We start from the raw sequence: 22,311 nt of genomic DNA on the forward strand, positions 1-22,311 counted from the left end.
AGGGGTGCAAGATGGGGTGGTGGCGAAGACGCATCAGGTCCGGGTGGCGCGGGTGTACGACCCGCCGTCCGGCGGCGCGGCCCGGGTGCTCGTCGACCGGCTGTGGCCGCGCGGCCTGACCAAGGAGGCCGCCGCGCTGGACGAGTGGTGTAAGCGGGTCGCGCCGTCGAACGAGCTGCGCCACTGGTACGGGCACGATCCGCAGCGGTTCGACGCGTTCAGCGCCCGGTACCTGGAGGAGTTGCGGGAGCCGGAGCGGGCCGAGGCGCTTGACGGTCTCCGGGCGCTGTGCCGCCGGAGGGACGTGACGCTGCTGACCGCGACGACCACACCGGACATCAGCCACGCGGCCGTGCTCGCCCGGCTGCTTGCTGGCGGAGGTTGACCGGGCGGGCCGCGACGACTGCCCGGGCCGGAGCCAGGATGCCGGGTTCGCGGGCACGGCATTGGCGCTGTCTACCGCTCAGAGTCAGGAGCGGGTGGGGCGGGCCGTCCGGAATGATACGAATAATCACAGTATGAGCGCCTCGGTGATTATCCGCGACCGTACTCGCGGTACCACCTGCGCTGGATCACAGTTCCGTTACCGAAAATCTCGGGTCGAGCGGGCCGTTCGTTAAAAGGACTCAAGGGTCTCTTCTTCCTGGAAGATCCGGGTGTCGCTGAATACGATTGGTCCATGAGCGACGAACATGGAGCTCCGCTGACGAAACGGCGGAGGATCAGTCAGCGGGGCATCGCCACGCGAGAGCGGATCGTCGAGGCGGCGAACCGGCTGATGTTCGTACGCGGAGTCAACGCCACGACCCTCGACGACGTCCGAGAGGCGAGCCAGACGAGTAAGTCTCAGCTCTACCACCACTTCGCCGACAAACAGGAACTCGTGCGTGCGGTGGTCAAGTACCGCGGCGCTCTGGTGCTGGAACGTGAGCACGGGCGGCTTGAACTGCTCAAGTCGTTCTCTGGCCTGGTTCGATGGCGTAACGCGCTGGTCCAGGCCAATTCGCTGCAGAACGGAGCCTACGGGTGCGGACTCGGGTCGATGGCCGTCGAGTTGTCCGATCAGGATGAGCAGGCCCGCTCGACGCTGCTGGAGACGTTCGCGGCGTGGGAGAAGCTGATCAGCGACGGCCTGCACCGGATGCAGGAGAGCGGCGCGTTGGCCCAGGAGGCCGATCCCGAGAAGCTGGCCACTGGTCTGATGGCAGCTCTTCAAGGTGGTTACCTGCTCGCGAACGCCGCGCACGACGTGGAGCCGATGGCGGTTGCTCTGGACATGGCGTTGGAACACATAAAGTCGTTCCTCACAGAGCCCAGTAAAACAACCCGCTGAGCAACGCGCTCGACAGCGTCCGGTTGCCCTGCCCTTCCGGGATCACCGCCCGGGTGTCGCGTCCGTGAAGCTCTGCGGCTCGGGAGTCCAACTGACCCGAGCCATGTCGACGAGGTCGCCCTTCAATGGCGAAAGCCGATCTGCCGAGCCGGCTTTCGCCATCCACAACACGATCCGCTTCCGGGTCGCCCACCACGCCGGTACGTCCCAGGCGCGGTCAACCGCCCGGCCGCTGCCGTTGCGACTCTCCCTCACGCCGCCCTGGTGACCGTGGACGTGTGCAGCCATTTAGCCGCGTCTGGACGATTTCGCCAGCGCCAGCGGACGACTCCGCGGTGCTACACTGGACCAATCCGTCCAGTTACGACCGCTCAGTTCAGTCAACACGAGGAACCGAAATGTCTGAGTCCTATGCACTCCCCACCGAACCCGAAGACGTCGTCGCGTCGCTGATTGAGCGGTTTAACTCCGGCGAGGTCAGCGCGATGTTGGCCTTGTACGAGCCGGAGGCCGCGTTCGTCGTGAAAGACGGACGAACCGTCACTGGTCATGCCGAGATCGCTGCGCAGCTCGAGCCCGATCTCAAGTATGGCCTGCCGCTGGAGGCCAAGGCGCGCCACGTGTTCGTTGCCGGCGATACCGCCCTGCTCGTGCTGGACTGGTCGATTGATGGCAACGGGCCCGACGGCGAGCACGTGCATCTGGAAGGCTCGGCGAGCGATGTCGTGCGTCGCGGCGCGGATGGGTTCTGGCGGTACGTGATCGACAATAATCTCGGGACGGCGGTGCGACAGCCCGCCTGAACACGTGGCCGCCACGTGGTGAAACTGTCCGTGTCACGAAGGATTGGGCTTCCACGCTCAAGGTTCGGTGCGGCGCCGGCTAGCCCAGGTTCCGAAAGCGTCACGAGCGCGAGGCAACCATCAGGCCACTCACTTAATTGGACTATATAGTCCGGCTAAGCTAGCCTGTTCACGCATCTGGTCATCGGGCCGCCTGGCCGAAGCCTGCGGTCACGACGCCGCTGCCCGTTCCCCAGTCGCGTATCTCACGCGTCGCCTACAGAAACTTGAGGAGGGCTCTCCGATGGAGACCGATCAGGATCGCGTCGTCGCAAGCGCACGAGCCGTCCTTCCGGCTACCGGGCGCCGGCACACGGACTTGACTACCCGCGGCTTCGCGTTCATAGCTGACGAGCCACACAACGGTGTACCTGGCGAGGGCCCGACACCAACGGAGTACCTGTTGATGGCGCTTGCGTCGTGTACCGCCCAAACCCTGCGGCAGTACGTTGACTACAAGTTCGACTACGCTGGCGACATCACCGTGGAGATCGACTACCACGAGCCTCGACAGGACGGCGCAGAGCGTTACCTGCAGCGCACGATCACGCTGAGCGAAGAGCCTGATCCCCACGACTTGGAAGTGATGCACGAGATCGCCGAGCGGTCTCCGGTCACTCTGCTGATCCAGTTCGCTTGGAGCGTACGCACCGAGTTCGTCGGCCCGCACCGACCCCGACACCTAGCTGCTCGAGGATCATCGCCAAGCAGCAAGAACTGGCCTCTGGTCTCCCTGGGTACCCACTGGGGCAAGCCTCCGGGGGCACCCACACCGGCCAGTCGGCCGCTGCAAGCTCAATGGCTTGCCGCCCGCGGCCGGCGTTGTGGTCATACACGTCGGCGTAGGGACCTCATCGAGGGCTAACGCGGCTGCGCGACCGCGCAGCCGCGCACTGGGCTCAGGAAGGTCGATCGCGACGTGAACTGTTGTGACTGCCCGGATGACTCGCGCAAATACACCGTGGGGTGCTTACAGACCAGAACCCAGTCACGCGCATATGACGAGTGAGAAGAACACATGATCGAAAATGAAGAGGCGACGTCGACACACCACGCACCGCAGGTGCGCGTGGTCACGGCATCGTCGTGCACCGCGGCCGTCCCGACCCAGCCCCCGGCCGCCCGCGCTGCCGCCACTGCTTCGCAGCCCGGTAGCAGACGGGGTTGGGCGTCAGTCGGTGCGGTCGCGCTCGGCGCGTTCGTCATCGTCATGACGGAGACACTGCCAGTGGGGCTGCTACCGCAGATCGCTGACGGACTGCATGTCTCGCTCGGCCTCGCGGGGCTGATGGTGCTCGTGCCGGGCTTCAGCGCCGCGGTATCGGCGCCGCTGTTCTTCCTCCGCTCCGGCCGTTTCAACCGGCGCTCGGTCATCGTCGTCCTGGGTCTAACGGTGCTGGTGTCGAACGCGGTCGTCGCCGTGGCGCCGAACTTCGTCCTGGTGCTGATCGCCCGTGTGCTCTTCGGCGCCACCCTCGGAGCCTTCTGGACCGTGGTCCCACCGGTCGGACCCAAGCTGGTGGGCCGGGCCGGCGGAACTCGCGCCATCACCATCATCGCGGCCGGTATTTCGGGTGGGACGGTGGTGGGGCTGCCGGCGGGACAGTTCCTCGGCAATCTCGTCGGCTGGCGCCTCACGTTCGCCATTGCGGCGGCGGCGACACTACTTGTCGTGGCTGTGCAGACGGTCGTGCTGCCGGGTATTCCGTCGGATGGGCGCACGCACCTGCGTGATCTCGTGGCAGTCGTGACGCGGCGGGCCGCCCGGTTTGGGATGGCAGCGGGCGCGATGGTGTTCATCGGACAGTTCACCGCCTGGACCTATGTCACCCCGTTCCTGATAGACCACACGCATCTGTCCAGCGGCATGATCTCCCTGCTGTATGTCATCTACGGCTGCGGTGGCATCGTCGGCTCACTCATCGCCGGATCGCTGTTCAAGCGCGGAGTGATCGGCAGCTTCGCCGGGGCGGCGGCGGTGGTGGCCGCATTGCTCATCGGGCTGGCGAGCGCGGGCACCCTGCACTGGCTGGCTGGCCTGTTGCTCGTGCTGTGGGGTTTGTTCTGGGGAATCGTGAACCCGGGAACGCTGGTCTGGATACTCGACGCGGCCCCGGATATGCCGGAGGCCGCGTCGGCGGTGAATGTGGCGAACCTTCAGATAGCCGTGGCGGCAGGGTCCGGCCTCGGCGCGATCCTTGTCTCATCGGCGACCTTGCAGACGGTGTTCCTCACGGCCGGCTTCATCGTCCTTGCCTCCGCCGTGCTCGCCGCGGTGGCGGCGCGGTTCGTGACACTCGCACGGCGGGAATGAATGAGCAGACCGGAACGGGGCAGAGGCGGCCGTGCACCGCGAGGCGCGCACCGCGAAACCTCTAGAAGCGCCCGCATGGTTCAGAACAAGAGAAAGAGGGATCGATGCAATCCGTGACCCCAGCGACCGATCTGGGTCGCCGGGACAGAACGCTCCGCCTAACATTCGTTTGCGCGGTGGTCTCCCTGGTGGCCGTGTTTGCCGCAGTGGGCTCGACGATCCCTCTCTTTAACATCTACCGGGCGGAGGACGGGTTCACCAACGCCGGCATCTCCCTGACCGTCGTCGCCTACTCCGCCGCTACTCTCAGCACGCTGCTGGTGCTGGGACGACTGTCCAATCATGTGGGTCGACGGCCCACCGCGATCGCCAGCCTCGGGCTGGTCGTAGTGGGTTGTCTGCTGCTATTGAACGTGCACGCGATCGGCGTCCTGATCGCGGGTCGGCTCCTGATGGGCCTGGGCGCCGGGCTGGGTAGCAGCAGCCTCACCGCCTACATCGTCGACGCCGCGCCGGCCAGGCCGGCCTGGCTGGCCTCCGTCGCTTCCAGCCAGACAGTCATGCTCGGTCTTGCCGTCGGGGCAATCGCCTCGGGTGCCTTGGTCCAGTTCGGCCCCTGGCCACGTGACCTCATCTACCTGGTTGTCGTCGGCCTGCTCCTGCTGTCTGGCGTACTCATCGCCATCAGCTCGGAGACCGTGACCCCGACGCCGGGCGCTTGGCGATCGCTGCGACCCAGTGCCCGCGTTCCAGCCCGGGTCAGGCATTTGCTCCCCGTCGCGGCCGCGGTGTTCCTGGCCACCTGGGCGACCGGGGCCTTCTACCAGGCCTTCGTGCCCGCACTCGTCAAAGATCAACTTCACACCGACAGCTCGCTCGTCCTCGGACTGGTGTTCGCCGCGTATATGGCCCCCAGCGCTCTGGGCGCCCCCCTCGGCGGCCGGTTCACACCCGCGGCAGCCCAACGCCTCGGCATGTTCGGGTTCTTGGCCGGAATGATCGGCATCATCACAGCGATCGCCACCGGCACACTGGCGTTGTTCATCGCCGCAACCATCGTCGCCGGCGCGAGTCAAGGCATCGCCATCAGCGCCGCCACCCGCGGCCTGCTGCATGACGGCACGGTGGCCGACCGGGCACCGATCTTCAGCGCGATCTACCTACTTTCCTACAGCGGCGCCACGATCCCCGCGCTCATTGCCGGCAGACTCTCCAGCACTTTCTCGCTACCACAGCTCGCGTTCGGATATGGCGGGCTGGCCCTGGTCGCCACCCTGTTGACTGTGATCGCCGCGCACAACCCGCACACCGAGACGACCTACCCAGCTGACCCGCCGACCCGATAGCCGATTGGCTACGTACGCGGCCTGGCATACGGATCGACTGTGGGACCGGGCGGCCTACGGTGGTGCACCGTAGGCCGCCCGCTTTCGCCGAGTCACTAAACTGCGCAGCTCGGTGGTCTCAGTTACCGGTCTTCGCCCGCGCCGATTCGGCAGCGGCACGATCGGAGTAGCCCGGGTGGCGGGCGTCGACCAGATCGGCATAGCTGGTCGTTCGCGAGAGGTAGCCGACCACAAAGGGGCAGATTGCGGTGATTGTGCCCTCGCGGACGCGGATCTCGTCGAGCACTCGCCGCACCATCGCGTCCGCCACGCCCTGATGTTGATGACTCGACTCGACCTCGGTGTGCTGAAGGGCGTACCGGTTGGGCCTCAGGTGGGTGTAGTAGAGCCAGCCGACTAAATCGCCGTCGCGGTAGAGCTCAAAGCGGCCTCGATCGAGGTTGTCGATCAGCTCATCGGTTACCGGTGGCTGTTCTTCGCTGCTCATCGGCTCACCCCTCCCACCGTGTCGTTACGCGGCGCACTCTGGCCGGCCTCGCCTTGGACCTTAAAGTCCAAGTAGAGTGCCTAGCCGCCTGCGGTATAATACTCGAGTGTAATGAGTTGGACTCAGCGGTCCGTTCACGTGCTTTGGCGGGGACCGCTCGGGGCTATCGACCGGCGATGAACGAGCGAGAAGAGAGCATGGAGCCATCACGGGCCGCCGTTGAGGTGCGCAAGGACGAGACCACCCGCCTCTACGAGGCGCTGATCGATGGCCAGGTCGTCGGTAACCTGGCTTATGAGACCACCGGCGGGCGGGTCTCGCTCACGCACTCTTACGTGAACGAAGACCAACGGCATCGGGGAGTCGCTTCGGCACTGGCGCGCTACGCGCTAGAAGATCTGAGCCAGAGTCAGCTCAAGGCCGGTATCTACTGCGGCTTTGTTGCCGACTACGTCGAGGACCACCCTGAGTGGAAGGACGCCGTCGACATCAACCGCTCGGCTTTCCTCGCCACTCGCACTGCGCGAGACACGAATAGCGGGCGCTGACGTCCTGGACGACTTTTCTCATCACTCCTCGTCGCCATCGTTGAGCTGGCCGCGTGGGTCGCCGTGACCGGCGTGCAGCGCCATGCGCCGGCCGCGGACCCAGAGGCTATCGGAGTGGATGGCATCCCATCCTTCGGGTAGCGCGATGGCCCGTTGGAACCACGTCGACGGGCTACCGTCGCTGAGGTGCAGCCCGGTTAGCCCATACAGGCAACTGGTCAGGAAGCCGCCCAGGTTGCCGGTGAACGGACCCGCGCGCGGGTGGTCGGGGAACACGGACGGGCTGTACTCCAAGGTGATCGTGTACGGGTCGACGATGAATTGTCCATACCCCTGCTCGAACAGGTCTAGTGACCTGGCTCGGTCACCGAGACGGGCGGCGAACGTTCCGAGCAACGCGGAGAGCATCGGCTGCCCCGCGTACTGATGCGCCCGGGAGACGTAGAACTGAAGGGTCCGCCGCTCGGTCTCTCGATCGACGCTGAAATCCAGCGGGAACAGTCCGGCCGCCGCCTCCGGCGTCGCGCCCTGATCCTCGTCCGGATGGTAGTCGTCGTGGTTGGCGATGATTCCAGACTGCTCGTCGGACGGGATTACCAGCCCGCGCGCGATCGTTTCCCAGCACTCGCGGTATGGCAACTGCAGGGCGCGCGCGATCCCCGTGGTCTCGCGCAGCGCTACGGCGGCGGCCATGTTGGTGAAGGCGCTGTTGTTGATCGGTGACCCAGTCTCGGCGATGCCGACCACACTGCGGATCTCATAACCTCGCTCGCTGCGCTCGACCCGGCTCTCGATCCAGTTGGCGACGCCGGCCAGCACTGGAAATGCCTCGTCTCGAGCGAATGCCTGGTCGCCGGTCGCGTGCACGTAGCGCGCGAACGCGATCGCGACGTCCATGCTGACGTGATGTTCCGTGGCGGGCCCTCGAGTACCCACTGGGGTGGCCTCGTGGCCCAGCCGTAAGCTGCTTTCCCACGGGAACTGTGCGCCGTGGTAGCCCGTCAACGTCGCGTTCCCGTATGCCGCCGGCAGACGGGAGCTGCGGTAACGCAACATTCCCAGAGCCGCGGCCGGCTGGGTTAGCAGCAGCGGAGGCACGGCGAAGGTCTCCAGGTCCCAGAGTAAGTGGCCCCGGTAGTAGTGGTAGTTCGGCCATGCCGCCAGCCCGAATACGGAGGTGGCGCTCGGCGAGGAGGCGTGCACCGAGCTCTGCAGGTAATAGAAGGCAGCGTCGGCGAACGCCTGCCACCGTTGCGGCGCGCCGATCAGCATCACCCGCCCCCGCCACAGCCGCTCCCACGCGACCTGATTGTCGTGGCGCATCAGATCGAATCCGCGCAGCTGAGCCTCGTCTACCAGTCGCGCCGCCTGCATGTGCGGCTGCGAGTCGAGTGACTCGGGCACCAGGCTTGCCATCTCCCGGAGCCGATACCGCTTCCCGGCCTGGGCGGAAATCGTGTATTTGGTGGTCAGCCGCCGGTCCGATTGGTGGTCGAAGTCGCGCTCGAACCGGTCCGTGCCGAGCAACCGAGTCTGGTAGGAGATGCCGCACGAGCTGATATTTCCCGTACTCTGCCATCGGAAGGGTCCCTCCGGCCAGTCCGCCCGGGTATCCGGGCTGCCTGGCTGGTTGTGCGCCCACATGCCGGGCAGATCGGTGGCGCTCATGCTGATCGACATCGCGAGCTCGCAGTCCTGATCGACGATCAGCGAGACTTCCTGCATCACAATGCTCGGCTGAGTGCGGCTGCACAGGGTGAGGATCTCGATATCGGCCCGCACGTCCTGGGCGTCGAAGCTCAGCTTGGTGTGCAGTTCGCCGCAGGAGAAGTCATAGCTCTGCTCGATCAGCCTGGCCCGGCCCGGATCGGACAGCGCCACCCGGCCGATGCGAACGTCCCCCGCCAGCGGATAGGGCACTGGAGCGGATGCCTCTACCTGGGTGGCCGGGTCCAGCCCTTCGAACCTGCTGAGCATGGCATTGCCGTAGAGCAGTGGGATGTGTCCCACCCGCAACCCGATCACTCCGTTGGACAGATACGCGGGCAGAAACTCCGGCCGCCACTCCGTGACCGGCCGCGGACTGATCGGCCCTGACACACCTACCCCCTCCGGTTTGGCCATCCGCCTACCCAGAGTCACGATCGCCAAACCCGAAACCGCGCAAGCATCCATCTGCGCCATACGCCCATGTCCGTCAGCAAAGTCAGATCAGCTCCAATCGCCGCCCGCGCCCGCTTAGTACTGCAACGAAAGGTTGTGATGTCCGTTCTCATACCGGGCGGCGGATCGAACCGGTCCCCGGCGTCCGGCTCGTCCAGCCGCTCGCCGAGGGGCTCGACGACGGCCCTGGGCGGCAGTGCGGTCCAGGTGAACTGCCAGGTTCATGCGCGCCGGGACGGAAGCGATGCGGGTCCGGCCGGTGGAGCGCGGGTTCCAACCGTAGATGCAGTCTTCCGGCGCGTGCGACCAACCTGGGGTGGAGCGAATCCGGGCCGGGCGGCCACCCTGAGGCTGAGGACAAGGATGCCTCTCGCGGGCGAGTCTGTTGGTCCAGACACACGAATTGGAGGCGTCATGACCCGCCCATCCACCCGCACCGGCACAGCAGAGCCTTACGCACGGGAGGCGCCGCCGCGGCGATGGCCGGCTCCGGCGGGGCGCCTGCGCGCACACGGGCTGCTGCTGCGCGCGGTGCTCACCGTCGTGGTCAATGTCGTTGTTCCGTTTGTGGTGTACGCGCTGGTGCGACCGAGAGTGGGCAGCGATGCGCTCGGGTTGGCGATCGCGGCGTCGATCCCGGTCGCGGCCACCGCGGTCGGCTTCGTGGCGCGGCGCCGGCTCGACCCGGTCGGCGTCGCGGCGATCCTTTCGACCGTGCTCGCGTTCATCGTGCTGCTGCTCACGGGCGACAATCCACTGCACTCAAGCTTCAGGACGCGCTCATCACTGGGCCGCTGGGAGCGGTGTGCCTGGTCTCGGTGCTGGTACGCAGACCGCTGCTGGAGTATGTCCGCCGGCTCACCGCGGCCCGCGGGCGGCGGGCACCGTCGGCCCTGCGCGGGGCCGCACTGCAGCACGCCATGTCGGTGCTGACCGCGCTGATCGGCGGTACTCTCTTCGCCCACGCGGTGTTGATGGTGGTCCTCGCACTCACCATGCCGACAACCACCTTCCTGGGAGCCGGACGCGCCGTCGGCTGGGTGCTGATCGCGGTGGGCTGCCTGGCGGTGTTCGGGTACCGCAGGCGACTGAGCACCGGTACCGGCCAAGCGCTGCGCGCCGACCCGTCCACGACCGCCCTCCTCGGCGGCGACAGCGGGCCGGCGCCGGATGCGGTGTGCAAAGCGTCATGAGGACCGTCGGAGTGGATGTGCTCATCGCCGGGGCCGAGCCGCAGACCCTGGAGGTGTTCGGTGACCTCGGCGTCGCGGCCGGAGCCGTGGCCGCCGGCCGCTTACCCACCCACACCCGGGTCCACCTGGGCGGTGCGGAGCTGACCGATTTCGCGATCACCCAACAGGCGCCGTCGCCGTCGAAACGGTATCCGGACTCGGTGGCCCTTGCGCAGTGGCGGACCGAGGGACTGCTCCGGGATGCGTTGAGCGACCACGGACTGGACGTCGAGTTCGGCACCAGGCTCGCCGGGTTCGAGGCCGACCGGGGCGGGGTCACCTCGGAACTCAACGGCAGGTCCGGGACGGAGTGGGCACGGGCCGGGTATCTGGTCGGGTGCGACGGGGGCACAGCACGGTACGCGGGCAGCTCGGCCTGTCGTTTGCGGTACGACCAGCGACGAGCAGCGGGCGCTGCTGGCCGACCTCGATGTGGACGGCCCGCCCGACACCGATACCACCTACATCCGGCTCAGCCCGGGGCACGTTCGTGCTGCGGCCGTCGAGCCGTTACACACGTCCACTCTCTCGAAGGCGTGACACGCCGACCGTCGGCATCTCGTTGAGTCCTCAAGCGCTGCGCGCGTACGCGACCGGGGCGCCTGCCCTGCGGGGCGTGAGGTAGATTCATAATTCGTGATATTTGCGCGGTACTTCTCAGGGGCCGGTTTCGTGGATGCGGGGTCGGGCCTGCGCTTCGAGTGTCACTATCCAGCCGAGCGCCCCGATCTCTGGCGAGCGTACCTCGACGGCGCGCAGGCTCGGTACCGCCACCACGGCGTCGAGCAGGCGCTCGACCGCCCGAGCATTGAGCACGGCGAGGGCGTCACGGTGTTCTGGCTCGCGTTCGAGGGGGAGCAGGCGGTGGCCGGCGTTCGCTGCCACGGGCCGGTGCAGTCCGTCGATGACGTCCACGCGCTGGTCGAGCTCCAGGGAGCCGGACCTCTTGATGAGCTCCGCGCCCTCATCGAGTCTCGCCTGGCCAGCGGCGTGCTCGAGTCCAAGGGTGCCTGGGTAGCTCGCGGTCATCGGTGCGCCGCTGACCTGAGCGCCGCGCTTGGGCGCTGCACCGTGCACTCGATGCGGTGGTTCGGGGCCGAGTTCGCCATGGCCACGGTCGCCGACCACGCACTGGCCCGATGGTCGGCGTCTGGGGGCCGCGTCTACGACGGGTCCGCACCGGTCGAGTATCCCGACGACCGGTACAAGACGGTGCTCATGTGGTGGGAACTCGCCCGCGTTGGAGAGCTGGCCGAGCCAGGTCAGCTGTCGAGGCTCGCGCCGGAGACCGCGCAGCTGTGGGCGTCGTCCAGACCGACAAGGCTCAGCACCAGGCCGGCCGGGATCCCCTCCGAGGAGGCGGTCTGGGAGCCAGAGGTTCTCGACCCCGGCGAGCCGATGGACGCACAGCGGATCCGGGAGCTGCTCGACGATCCCGCCGTCGATGTCCGAGACTCGTTGATCGATCAGCTCCGGGAGCTGCGGCAGCTGGTACCACCCGTCGGCGCGGACCTGGAGTCCGAGACGCCGCGCTGGGTCTATTTCGGGTGGCGGCGGGTGCTGCTTCGCATCGTCGGACCATTGTCGTTCCGGCGGATCCGGCTCGACCGCAACCGCAACAAGATCACAACCGAGGAGCAGGACCGGCTCGGCCGGCTCCGGATCGGTGTCGTCGGCCTGAGCGTGGGGCACGCCATCGCGCACACGCTCGCCCACGAGGGGCTGTGCGGGGAGCTGCGCCTGGCCGACTTCGACCGTATCGAGCTGTCCAACCTCAACCGCATCCCCGCCAGCACGCTCGATCTCGGACTCAACAAGGCGGTCGTCGCGGCCCGGCGCATTACCGAGCTCGATCCGTACCTGAAGGTGAGCGTCCTGCCTGACGGGGTCTCGGCCGAGAACCTCGATGCGTTCGTCGCGGGCCTCGACCTTCTGGTAGAGGAGTGCGACTCCTTGGACGTGAAGTTGCTCGTGCGCGAGGCTTGCCGGCGCCGCGGCATTCCGGTACTCATGGAGACAAGCGATCGTGGCATGCTCGACGTCGAGCGTTTCGATCTCGAACCCGACCGGCCCTTGTTCCACGGGCTCCTGGGCGATGTGACGGCGCAACGGCTGTCCGGCCTGTCGACGCGCGACAAAGTTCCCTACCTCCTGCGCATCCTCGAGCCCAACCAATTATCGGCCCGTGGGGCAGCGTCCATGGCCGAAGTCGGTCACACAGTGACCACCTGGCCCCAGCTCGGCAGCGATGTCACTTTCGGCGCCGCAGCGATTGCGGCCGCGGTCCGTCGATTCGGCCGGCGCGAGCCATTGCCCTCCGGTCGGTTGCGCTTCGACCTCGAAGACAACCTCGTACGGCTGGGCATGCCGCTCGCCGAGCCGTTCATTGTTGACAGCGCATGGCCCGGTCTGCCCTCGCCGCCGACCGATTTCATCGAGACGGTGGCACATGCGGCAGGCCTGGCCCCGTCCGGAGGCAACCAACAGCCCTGGCGGTTCGAGACCAACGGCGACGAGTTCCGGATCTTCCTGGCCCGGGAGCGCACCTCGCGCATGGACGTCCAGTTCCGAGGCAGCTATGTGGCGATCGGTGCCGCACTGTTCAACGTCCGGGTCACGGCCAGTATGCACGGCCGCTTAGGGTCCGTCGAACTCCTGCCGGCATCGGGAAGCCCCGACCACATCGCCACGCTGAGCTTTGGGGACGGCGTTGACCCCCCGCTGGCCGAGCTGTACCCACAGGTGCTGTCCCGGTCGACGAACCGCCAGGCGGGTCGGCCCTCGCCATTGGAGGAGTCGACGATCGCCGTACTGCGCGGGGCGGCCGACCGCGAGGGTGCACGGCTACGGCTCATCGCGGACCGGAACGACCTCGAGCAGTGTGCGCAGTTGTTGGCTGAGTCCGACCGTCTGCGGTTCCTCTCACCGCAGCTGCACCGCGACATGATGAGCGAACTGCGCTGGCCCGGCCGGGATCCGCTCGAGACCGGCATCGACGTGCGCACCCTCGAACTCGACGACTCCGAGCTGAGAAAGATCGCCATGGCCGGCCGCAGCGACATCATGGCCCACCTCGCGTCGTGGGGTGGCGGCCGCTCGCTCGGCGATATGACCCGTGACCGCGTGCGGGCGAGCGCGGGGCTGGCCATTGTCACGGTGACCGGCTCGGACCCCGCGTCCTATCTGCGGGGCGGTGCGGCGGTACAGCGCGTATGGCTACATGCCCACAAGATGGGTCTTGCCGTCCAACCGATCTCGCCGGTATGCCTCTTCGCCGTCGACCACGACGACTTCGTGGGACTGGTCCCGCCGACGCTGGTGGAGCCGCTCAAGTCCTTGGCTGCCGCTTTCCGTGACGTGACCGGCGTCCCCACGGAGGAGTCCTTCGCGCTAGTGCTCCGTGTCAGCCACGCGCCCGCGCCGTCGGGTCGCAGTACGCGACTCAAGCTGTCCGATCTCCTGACGATGCCTCAGAAGGCGCCATTTTCCGATCGTCATTGAGCGTCTCTGATTTCCCTACGTGTTCCTCGGTGATTCGGGCGTTTCGCCGCTCGGTACTGGTGTGGCGTGTACGTGGCGGTGGAAGCCGTGGCTGAGGAGCGTCCCGCGGACCCGGTGTGGGTGTCGTGGGGTGGGAATCGTGGTCGGTACCTGGAGACCGGGGTGGGTCTCCTGGGGTAGTCGTCCCGCCGGACGCTTGCCGGTAGCCGCTTGTTGGGCGGTTGCCGGGGCGGGAGCCTGCCGTCGCGAGGGCAGCAGGGGTGAGGATCGCAGGGTCCGGGGTTGGACTTGTGTGCGGGTGGGACCGGTCTTGCGTCGGTCCCGACGTGGCTTGCGCAGGGCTGCGGGGCGCGGTTTCTTCTTCGGCCGCGCGGGTCGCCTTGGGTGGATCGGGGTGTCGGTGGCGGTGCGGATGATCCCGGTGCCGGTGCCGGTGCCGGTGCCGGTGCCGGTGGTGGGGTCGCGGCGGGTGGTGGTCTGGTTGGTCAGGCCGCGGGCGGCGATGCGTTGCGCGGCGGCGTGGTCCCGGTCGGCGGATAGCCCGCACCCGCACCAACAGACAACCACCCAGTCAGCAGAACTAGGATCAAGAAACAGGACCATCGGACCGTATCAAACAGCCCCGCTTAGCCAATCGGTCCGCAGCCGCATACCCTGCGATCATGACATCAATTCACGCCGCGTTTCCCGCTGGCGGGCCGAGTGCGGGCGCCATCGGCACCCTCGTGGGGATCAACAGCCCGGCGCTGACCGAGATGCTCTCGGCGCTGGGGTTCGACTTCCTCTTCCTCGATCTTGAACACGGCGGCATCGGCGACGCTGACCTGCTCAATCACGTGTACGCGTCGAGGATTGCGCAGCTCGCCCGCCTGCGCGACGGCTCGGAGACGTCCATCAAGCGAGCCGCCGACAGCGGTGTGGCCGGCATCGTCGTGCCGCACGTGCGGAGCGGGGCGATGGCCGAGCAGATCGTGGTGTGGGCGGCGTACCCGCCAGTCGGCGAGCGCAGCGTCGGCCTCGCTCCGAACACGCTGCTCGGCGCCGAACTCGGGGCCGCGCTCGCGGAGCCGGAGCGCCCGGTCGTCATCGCTCAGATCGAGGACGTCGACGGGGTGCGGGAGATAGAGGAGATCTGCCGGGTCCCGCGTCTCGGCGGCGTCTTCATCGGACCGTTCGACCTGAGCGCGTCGCTCGGCGCGGTCGGTGACTTCGCCGCGGAGGCGTTCCGCGCGGCGATCGGCCGCGTGGTCGGCGCCGCTCATCAGGCGAACCTCCGCGTCGGCGTGTTCGCGCCGACCGCCGCGGCCTGGCGCGATTTCCGTGCACAGGGCTGCGACTATGCGGTGCTCGGCGCCGACTCGCTCTTCCTGGCCGACGGCGCGCGACGCGCTCTCGGAGAGGCCAACGCGATGGCGAAGGAATATCAGACCCGTTGAATAAGGGGCTCCGGGTGACGGTATTGCTGGATGAGAAATTGTCAAGACCTGTGGATGGGCTGAGGCTTGCCGATCCGCGCGCCGTTGACGGCTCGCCAGTCGCGAGCTCTACGCCCCGGTCCGGCCCGAATTGGCACGCTCCGCGGCGAGCGCCCGCTGCCGCTCCGCGAGCAGCCCCAACCTGACCTCGGCGAAGCCGTCGGATTCGTTGACGTGGGGGAATTCCTCGGCAGGGACCGGCACGCCCAGGAAGTCACAGAGCGGACCCCAACCCTCGCTCACCTGGAAGACCAGCAGCTGCTCGGCCGGTACGATGGCCTTGACCTCGGCGATGTGCTGGTTGAAGACCTGGACGGCGGAATCCTCGTCCATTTCGTTCAATGGCTGCTTGCCGCCGAAGTCGAAGATGCGGGGGAGCAGTTCGCCGAACAGGAAACCGCCGAAAGCGGCCATCTCCGGGTCGGGCTCCTCGGGCCGCGGCATGGACTCGGGGCCAGCGAAGATGGTCTGCTTGGCGCTCGCGTACCAGCGGCGCGGGTCCCGCACCGTCAGCACGACCTTGGCCTCGGGCCACGCCTCCAGTTGCTCGCGCCAGAAGACGCAGCCGGGGAAGTCCACCGACGCCCGGTACCCCTCGAACACCCGCCGCGGGTCCATCGCGGGCTTGGCGAGCGCCTCCTGCCACAGCGGCATCTGCCGGGGATTGGTTATCACTTCGGCCATGTGGTGGCACGGGGTGAACCCGAGCCTCTCCAGGGCCGCCTGCAACGATAATGTGCCGGTTCGGCCGAATCCGGCGCCTATTACGTCCACGCTGATCGCTGCCTTCCACGCAGGGCCTCTCCTCGTGCGCGGCGAAGGCTACGCCCGACAGGCCCCTCACCCAGGCAGAAATTGGGCGGAGGGTGAGATCAATGACACTCCTTCTGAAGATTGAACCTCGCTCTGGCAGCGGCCCTGTGTCGCTGCGCGCCACCGGTGCGGACAGCCACGGCAACACCGCGTCACTGACCGTCGTCCACGCTTACGGCTACGGTCAATCGGCGTAACCGATCCTTCCGGCACAACTGGTTATGGTGATGGCCGGGCTCGGCCGTCGCCGTCGCCGCACGCTCAGCCCGTCGGCCGGAAGCGCGTCGAATCGCCCGGCATGCAGGTCGTTGCGGTGCATCGCGTACAGATCCTGGACCGGCTGGTGGTCCTCGACCCGCACTATCCACCGCCCGGAGGGGCGGCGCATGCCCGCCGGCCCGGATCAGGGCCAGCGCGCTGGCCAAGCCGCCTATCCCCGCGCCGACGACCAGCGCCTCTGGCATGCCGACCTCCGCCCGCCGCGCATACGACGCCGACGTACGCCGGCGTCGCCGTCGGTCACCGGTTGGCTTCGACGGCCGCCGCCAGGGATATGACGTCGACGGTGAGGTAGCTGTATCCGGGAAGGACCACAACTCGGCCGCCGGCTTGTCGACTCGAAGCGCTATGGCGCCCGGAGCATTGTCTAATCAATGGACTATGACATCGATCAACCTGGGCTTCTTCTGGAGCTGCGACACTTCGCGCTACTGGCTGGCGGTCACAGTGGCAACGGATCCCGTCGTCGAGTTCGGCGTCGTAGCGGCGTCGCCGCGCTCGCACCGCCGAGGCGGGCTGACCGCGACCCACAAGGACAAGCTCAACCACGACCTGCTCGGCTCGTTGGGCAGTTGAGCGCTACGCCGGCGGAGTGGCAGACCAAGCTGCCAGAAGCACTTTGTCACTTCCGCCCTAATTGGAATCAGCAGCCAAATTCGCTATCGAGTTAGTCGCGATCCTCTCGGCGTGCGTGTTGTATGCGGCAGTCTGCCGCGGTTGCTCGAACACCTTTGCGTACATCAGATTTCCACCGTCGTGCATTGACCGATGGTCTTGCTTGGTGAGAAGCTTCCCGTGCCCTCAACCCATGCGTTTGCTTGCCATAAGGGAGTGGAGCTTGCACGCAATCAGCAGATTCCGGCCGGGCCGAGCCTCGATCGGCGCGGCCCTGCTCGCGACCGCGGCTTTGGTCGCCAGCGGCCTGATCGGCGCGGTACCGGCCTCGGCCGCATCGGCGCCAAGGGCCCACCGGATCACCGTCCACCCGGAGATCTTCCAGGCGGGTGCGAAGGCGCCGAACGCCACCTTCAGTTGCCAGAACCTGCCAATGGACGGCTCGCAGGGACCGCGTTGCTACCAGGCAGCCCAGATCCAGAACGCGTACAACATCACCCCGCTGCTCAAGCGCGGCATCAACGGTGCCGGGCGCACGATCGTCATCGTCGACGCCTACGGCAGCCCGACGATCGCCTCCGACCTTCAGACCTTCGACGCGGCGATGGGATTGTCCAACCCGTCATTCAGGCAGATCGCGCCGGCGGGTTCGCCCCCACCATTCGACGTCAACGACGCCAACCAGTTCGGCTGGGCGGTCGAGACGACGCTCGACGTCGAGTGGGCGCACGTCACCGCACCCGGTGCGAAAATTGTGCTCGCCGTTGCAGCGAGCAACAACGACGCCGACATTCTCGCCACGACCAAGTACGTGGTCGACCACAACGTCGGTGACGTCATCTCGCAGAGCTTCGGCGAGGCCGAGGCGTGCATGGACCCGGCCCTGCTCAAGGAGCAGCACAAGCTGTTCGAGAAGGCGGTCGGCAAGGGAATCACGCTCGTCGCGTCGTCTGGTGACAGCGGCGCCTCGCAGCCGAGCTGCGACCCGAACAGCACCGCGGCGCTGTTCGCGGCGAGCACGCCGGCCTCGGACCCGAACGTGACCGCGGTCGGCGGCACCACGCTCACGGCTGACCCCAGCACGGGTGCCTACCAGAGCGAGACCGCGTGGACCGAGCCCTTCGGCTGCAACCCGCCGGCGGTGGCGGCGACCGACGTGAACTGCAGCGGCGGCGGGTTCAGCACCATCTACGCGCGGCCGAGCTACCAGTCCGCGCTGCAGAAGAACCATGCCCGAGGCGTCCCGGATGTCTCCTACAACGCAGGCGTCGCCGGCGGCGTGCTGATCTTCAGCGCGACGCTCAACGTAGGTTCCGGGCTCCCGGCCGACGCGGCGGTGTTCTTCGTCATCGGCGGCACGAGCGCAGGCGCGCCGCAGTGGGCCGGTCTGGCCGCGGACGCCGACCAGCTCGGCCGGCACCGGATGGGCAACATCAACCCGGCGCTGTACTCAATCGCGCAGGCGAAGCCCCACTACGCCGCGGCCCTGCACGACATCACCACCGGCAACAACGACGTCGCCGAGATCGGCGGCGGCTTCAACGCCGGCGCCCGTTGGGATCCGGTGACCGGACTCGGCACCCCGAACGCGGCGGGGCTCCTGCCGCTGCTCGTGAAGCACGCGAAGTAGCACGCCGGGCTGTCCGCGCTCACCGGAGCAACCTTACGGAGAGCGCGGACAGTCCCATGCGAGTTGCCTATCGACGTCGACTCGGTAGCTGAGCGTCCACGCGGACCAGGCGCCCGTCGGCGAGGACGAGGTCGGCGCCGCGCAAGTTGTCGGCCAGGTCGATGACCAGCCCGTCGTGGCGCAGGCTGCGCCCGGCCCGGTCGTGGCCGCCCGCCCGCACCGATAGGCGTGAGCTGCGTGATGCCGTCTCCGCCGAGTGCGGCCACGTTGTCGGTTCAGGGCGCGGCCACCTCGATCGCTCACGTGCGGTTCGGCGCCGGGTTCAAACGTCGAGTGGTAGGCGGACATCTCTCGACAGTTGCTCGATGACGCACATCGGCAACCTTCGTACGCTGCCTGTGAAGTGTCGATGTCCCCGCGAAGGGGATTCGGTGATCGCGCGGAATCACTTGCCGGAAGGATGAAGCTCAAGTGACGCAACGATCAGTGTTGACCAAGCTGCTGGGGGGCGTGCTGCTGGCGGCGGGCACGGGTTTGGCGATGACCGTGTCGGTCGTGGCGCCGAGCGGGCAGCATCATGACCCGATTCCGGTCGCTAACGGTGGTGATTACCATGCTGAGGCGCCGATTGACTACCTGGCGATGGAGGCGGAAACGGGTCAGCCGGTGTCGGCCGGGCAGGTGGCGCTGGCTCGGCAGCAGGCGGCGCAGATCCCGACCGGCAGCGGCGGGGCCTGGCAGTACATAGGCCCGACGAACATCGGTGGGCGGGTCGACGATCTGACCATCGATCCGACGACGTCGCCGTCGACGGTGTACGCGGCGGTGACCACGGGCGGGGTCATGAAGAGCACCGACGGCGGCATCAACTGGTCGCCGGCTTGGTCGAACGCGGACCAGCAGGCGATCGGTGCGCTCGCCCGGTCCTCGAACGGCACGTTGTGGGCCGGCACCGGAGAGGCGAACCCATCCGGTGGTGGAGATACGTTCTTCGGTGACGGCATCTACAGGTCCACTGATGGCGGCGCCAGCTGGGACCAGTGGGGGTTGCCGGACAGTGGCGCGTTCGGCCGCATCGTTGTCAACCCGAAGGTCCCGAGCCAGGTGTGGGCGGCCGCGTCCGGATCGATCTCGTGGGTGTCCGGTCAGCGGGGACTGTACGAGCTGAACGACCGCGGCAAGGACTGGAAGCTGTCGCTGGCACCCACCAACGACACCACGGGCGCGATCGACGTGGCCGTGAACCCCGCCGACCCGAACATCATCCTGGCCTCGATGTGGGATCGCTCCCGCAACAACGGCGGCTTCACGTACGGCGGCGTCGGCTCCGGGCTGTACCGCTCCACCAACGGCGGCAAGACCTGGACCCGGCTGGACAACTCCGCCATCAACGGGCAGGTCTGCCCGTGGGACCCCACGCAGACCGGCCTGAACACCGACCCGAGCCTGGGCCGCATCGGCATCGCGTTCGCCCCCAGCGACCCGAACCGCGCGTACATCGAGTTCGCCGGCGCGAACGGCCCGGACAAGGGCCTGTACGTCTCCAACGACGGCGGCGCGACCTGGACCTGCGGCGGCGCCGAGGCGGGCTCGCCCAACGCCGGCTACGAGTGGGTCTACGGCCGGCTGTGGGTCGACCCGACCAACGAGAACCACGTCTTCGCCGCGGACGTGAACATGCGCGAGACGATCAACGGTGGCGCGACCTGGCAGGACAACACCGACTGGACCCGGGCCGTCGTGCAGCCGCAGGGCACGTTCTCGCTGGACACCCTGCACGCCGACCAGCACGCGATGGCCTGGGACCCGAACGTTCCCGGACGGGTCTACGTCGGCAACGACGGGGGCGCCTACGTCTCCACCACCAACGGCGACCAACCCAATGGCCAGCCGCCGACGTCGAACATCGCTACCAAGCGGAACTACCTGCACGGCACGATCGAGCCGTGGACGCAGTCGTACTACATGTCGGTGTCGCAGCAGGACCCGTCGCGGATGGCCACCGCCTTGCAGGACAACGGCAGCAGCCGTAGCTGGCAGACAGGTGTCGAACCCACCGACCTGAGCATCTGGAACCAGTACGGCAGCGGCGACGGTGGGCGGGTGCAGATCAACCCTGACAACCAGAACGTCTACTACGAGTGCCTGCAACCCACGCCGCCACGGATCAGCTGCACGAAGTTCGTCGACTCAGGAACGACGACGACGAAGACCAACTTCTCCAGCCCGGCCTGGCCGTCCACGACCCGGATCACCGTCCAGCACCCGCTGGTGCTCGATCCGGCCGACCCGAACTACGTGTACGTCGGCGGCACGTCGATCGCGCGCTCCGGCGACGGCGTGGTGTCCGGGGCCAACGCGTGGACGCTGATCAGCCCGACGACGCCGGACAGCCCGGACAGCCTGCCCGGCAAAGTCCCGGCGAATGAGATCAATCCCGACGTCTACTACGCGAACGAGTACGGCTCGGTGAGCGCGATCGCTCCGGCGAAGACCACCGGAACGCCGACGTCACCGTCCAGCACCATCTACGCCGGCACTGACACGGGCAAGCTCTGGAAGACGACCAACGCCACCTCGGCCAACCCCACCTGGACCCAGCTCGGGGTGGGCGTGCTGCCGCAACGGTGGGTCACCTCGGTCACGGTCGACCCGACCAACGCCGATCACGTCTACGCCACCTTCTCCAGCTACAAGGAGGGTGACCTGGCCGCGAACGTGTGGGAGTCGACAGACGGCGGCACCACCTGGACCGACATCAGCGGCAACCTGCCCAACGCCCCGGTCTGGGGGGTGACCTTCGACCAGGCGCACAACCAGCTGTACGCGGCCACCGACTACGGCGTCTTCTACCTCAAGAACGGTAAGAAGAACTGGGCACGGCTGGGCACCGACCTGCCCAACTGCCCGGTACTGGACGTCAAGCTCAGCGCCGACGGCGGCACCGTCTACGCCGCCACGTACGGCCGCGGCATTTACCAGCTCCAGCGACCCCAAGGCTGACGGCTCTACGAGCCAGCCCTGAGCCCGCCCGCCGTCACCGGATGACGGCGGGCGGGCGACGTCTCGGTGTCGCACGCTCGGTCGCCCGGCAGAAGCAAGCGCCCTCGTCGCGCCCTTGCCCGAGGAGATCGACGGTTGCACCGTGCTGTCACTCACCGACGCCCTCCGCGACGCGCTCACGTCGCTCGAGGCGTCCACACTGCTTTGAATCCCCAGATGTGCTGCGGTTAGAACTCGACAGAGCGGGTTGCGAGGCGCTGCTCGAGGTCGCCGGCCTGCTGCAGCCCCCTCGAAGGCGCGTTGGGCCCAGCTCTGGTAGCGCGGCGTGGCGAGCCGAGCCGCGAAGGCGTCAGACTGCGGTGGGAATTCGTTGTCGTCGGGAAGGGTGATGGCGTCCACCCAGCCCTTCATCTCAGCCAGTACCGCGCGGTCGAATGCCGCGACCCGGCTGGCGAAGGCGGTGACGAACTCGTCGAGCTCCGCGTCTGGAACAGCGCGGTTGACATAGCCGTACCGCTCCGCGAGGTCACCGTCGAAGTCCTCGGCGCCGGCGAGGATCTCCGGGGCGCGGGCCGCTGTCAGCCGACCCGCGTCAGCCTGCCACACGCTGACCCACAGTCGTCGGTGCCCTGATTACCATCAGGGCACCGGGGGAGTGGGACCTGCTCCAGCCCGGAGGCACGCTGTCACCACGAGGGTCCAGGCGAACGCCCTCGCGGAGCGCCGGGTG

19 protein-coding genes are annotated in these 22,311 nt (G+C 67.4%); 14 read left to right on the plus strand and 5 right to left on the minus strand.

Features of this window, described 5'->3' with window-relative positions:
* Positions 1-19 precede the first annotated feature (19 nt).
* The 6 genes from ABEA87_RS15880 to ABEA87_RS15905 all read left to right on the plus strand — a co-directional run bounded on the left by ABEA87_RS15880 (position 20) and on the right by ABEA87_RS15905 (position 5,835).
* On the plus strand, positions 20-385 hold the full coding sequence (locus ABEA87_RS15880; protein WP_345630281.1) for a DUF488 domain-containing protein: 366 nt from the start codon (positions 20-22) through the stop codon (positions 383-385).
* Positions 386-679: 294 nt separating this feature from the next.
* Entirely contained in the window at positions 680-1,333 is a 654-nt protein-coding gene (locus tag ABEA87_RS15885) for a TetR/AcrR family transcriptional regulator (protein ID WP_345630283.1), read from the plus strand.
* Between the two features lie 398 nt (positions 1,334-1,731).
* On the plus strand, positions 1,732-2,136 hold the full coding sequence (locus ABEA87_RS15890) for a YybH family protein (RefSeq protein ID WP_345630285.1): 405 nt from the start codon (positions 1,732-1,734) through the stop codon (positions 2,134-2,136).
* A 283-nt stretch (positions 2,137-2,419) separates the two neighbouring features.
* The gene (locus ABEA87_RS15895; protein WP_345630287.1) at positions 2,420-3,040 is read left to right on the plus strand and encodes an OsmC family protein; all 621 of its coding nucleotides are present in this window, start codon (positions 2,420-2,422) and stop codon (positions 3,038-3,040) included.
* Positions 3,041-3,193: 153 nt separating this feature from the next.
* Complete coding sequence (locus tag ABEA87_RS15900; RefSeq protein WP_345630289.1) at positions 3,194-4,489, plus strand: MFS transporter; 1,296 nt, start codon at positions 3,194-3,196, stop codon at positions 4,487-4,489.
* A gap of 176 nt (positions 4,490-4,665) precedes the next feature.
* On the plus strand, positions 4,666-5,835 hold the full coding sequence (locus ABEA87_RS15905) for an MFS transporter (protein WP_345630291.1): 1,170 nt from the start codon (positions 4,666-4,668) through the stop codon (positions 5,833-5,835).
* Positions 5,836-5,953: 118 nt separating this feature from the next.
* On the opposite strand, the gene ABEA87_RS15910 is transcribed toward ABEA87_RS15905, so the two are convergent.
* Positions 5,954-6,322, minus strand: a complete 369-nt coding sequence (locus ABEA87_RS15910; protein ID WP_345630292.1) for a GNAT family N-acetyltransferase — start codon at positions 6,320-6,322, stop codon at positions 5,954-5,956.
* A 176-nt stretch (positions 6,323-6,498) separates the two neighbouring features.
* On the opposite strand from ABEA87_RS15910, the gene ABEA87_RS15915 reads away from it, so the two are divergent.
* Positions 6,499-6,870: a GNAT family N-acetyltransferase gene (locus tag ABEA87_RS15915; RefSeq protein ID WP_345630294.1), complete on the plus strand. Its 372-nt coding sequence runs from the start codon at positions 6,499-6,501 to the stop codon at positions 6,868-6,870.
* Between the two features lie 21 nt (positions 6,871-6,891).
* Here ABEA87_RS15915 and ABEA87_RS15920 read toward each other — a convergent pair whose 3' ends face one another.
* Positions 6,892-9,054, minus strand: coding sequence for a glycoside hydrolase family 65 protein (locus ABEA87_RS15920; protein ID WP_345630296.1), 2,163 nt, complete (start codon positions 9,052-9,054; stop codon positions 6,892-6,894).
* Between the two features lie 431 nt (positions 9,055-9,485).
* Complete coding sequence (locus ABEA87_RS15925; protein WP_345630298.1) at positions 9,486-9,776, minus strand: hypothetical protein; 291 nt, start codon at positions 9,774-9,776, stop codon at positions 9,486-9,488.
* A gap of 75 nt (positions 9,777-9,851) precedes the next feature.
* Here ABEA87_RS15925 and ABEA87_RS15930 point away from each other — a divergent pair, with 75 nt between their 5' ends.
* The 4 genes from ABEA87_RS15930 (at position 9,852) to ABEA87_RS15940 (ending at position 15,202) form a co-directional block, all read left to right on the plus strand.
* Positions 9,852-10,226, plus strand: coding sequence for a DUF3159 domain-containing protein (locus tag ABEA87_RS15930; RefSeq protein ID WP_345630300.1), 375 nt, complete (start codon positions 9,852-9,854; stop codon positions 10,224-10,226).
* Positions 10,223-10,831 (plus strand): FAD-dependent monooxygenase, encoded by a 609-nt coding sequence (locus tag ABEA87_RS42620; protein ID WP_425570894.1) that lies wholly within the window; start codon positions 10,223-10,225, stop codon positions 10,829-10,831. Before ABEA87_RS15930 ends, ABEA87_RS42620 begins: the two co-directional genes overlap by 4 nt.
* Before the next feature lie 106 nt (positions 10,832-10,937).
* Positions 10,938-13,766 carry an Rv1355c family protein gene (locus ABEA87_RS15935; protein ID WP_345630302.1) on the plus strand — a complete coding sequence of 943 codons (2,829 nt, stop codon included), beginning with the start codon at positions 10,938-10,940 and terminating at the stop codon, positions 13,764-13,766.
* Positions 13,767-14,428: 662 nt separating this feature from the next.
* Positions 14,429-15,202: an HpcH/HpaI aldolase family protein gene (locus ABEA87_RS15940; protein ID WP_345630304.1), complete on the plus strand. Its 774-nt coding sequence runs from the start codon at positions 14,429-14,431 to the stop codon at positions 15,200-15,202.
* 108 nt (positions 15,203-15,310) lie between these two features.
* On the opposite strand, the gene ABEA87_RS15945 is transcribed toward ABEA87_RS15940, so the two are convergent.
* Entirely contained in the window at positions 15,311-16,015 is a 705-nt protein-coding gene (locus ABEA87_RS15945; RefSeq protein ID WP_345630306.1) for a sulfotransferase family protein, read from the minus strand.
* A 699-nt stretch (positions 16,016-16,714) separates the two neighbouring features.
* Here ABEA87_RS15945 and ABEA87_RS15950 point away from each other — a divergent pair.
* Both ABEA87_RS15950 and ABEA87_RS15955 read left to right on the plus strand, forming a co-directional pair.
* Positions 16,715-16,909: a hypothetical protein gene (locus ABEA87_RS15950; RefSeq protein WP_345630308.1), complete on the plus strand. Its 195-nt coding sequence runs from the start codon at positions 16,715-16,717 to the stop codon at positions 16,907-16,909.
* Between the two features lie 262 nt (positions 16,910-17,171).
* Complete coding sequence (locus tag ABEA87_RS15955) at positions 17,172-18,578, plus strand: S53 family peptidase (protein WP_345630310.1); 1,407 nt, start codon at positions 17,172-17,174, stop codon at positions 18,576-18,578.
* Between the two features lie 67 nt (positions 18,579-18,645).
* Here the strand turns inward: ABEA87_RS15955 and ABEA87_RS15960 are convergent, their stop codons facing one another.
* The gene (locus tag ABEA87_RS15960) at positions 18,646-18,798 is read right to left on the minus strand and encodes a hypothetical protein (RefSeq protein WP_345630312.1); all 153 of its coding nucleotides are present in this window, start codon (positions 18,796-18,798) and stop codon (positions 18,646-18,648) included.
* A 251-nt stretch (positions 18,799-19,049) separates the two neighbouring features.
* On the opposite strand from ABEA87_RS15960, the gene ABEA87_RS15965 reads away from it, so the two are divergent.
* Complete coding sequence (locus ABEA87_RS15965; protein WP_345630314.1) at positions 19,050-21,581, plus strand: WD40/YVTN/BNR-like repeat-containing protein; 2,532 nt, start codon at positions 19,050-19,052, stop codon at positions 21,579-21,581.
* The last annotated feature ends 730 nt before the right edge of the window (positions 21,582-22,311 follow it).

It is taken from the genome of Rugosimonospora acidiphila (assembly GCF_039543385.1).
GTDB lineage: Bacteria > Actinomycetota > Actinomycetes > Mycobacteriales > Micromonosporaceae > Rugosimonospora > Rugosimonospora acidiphila.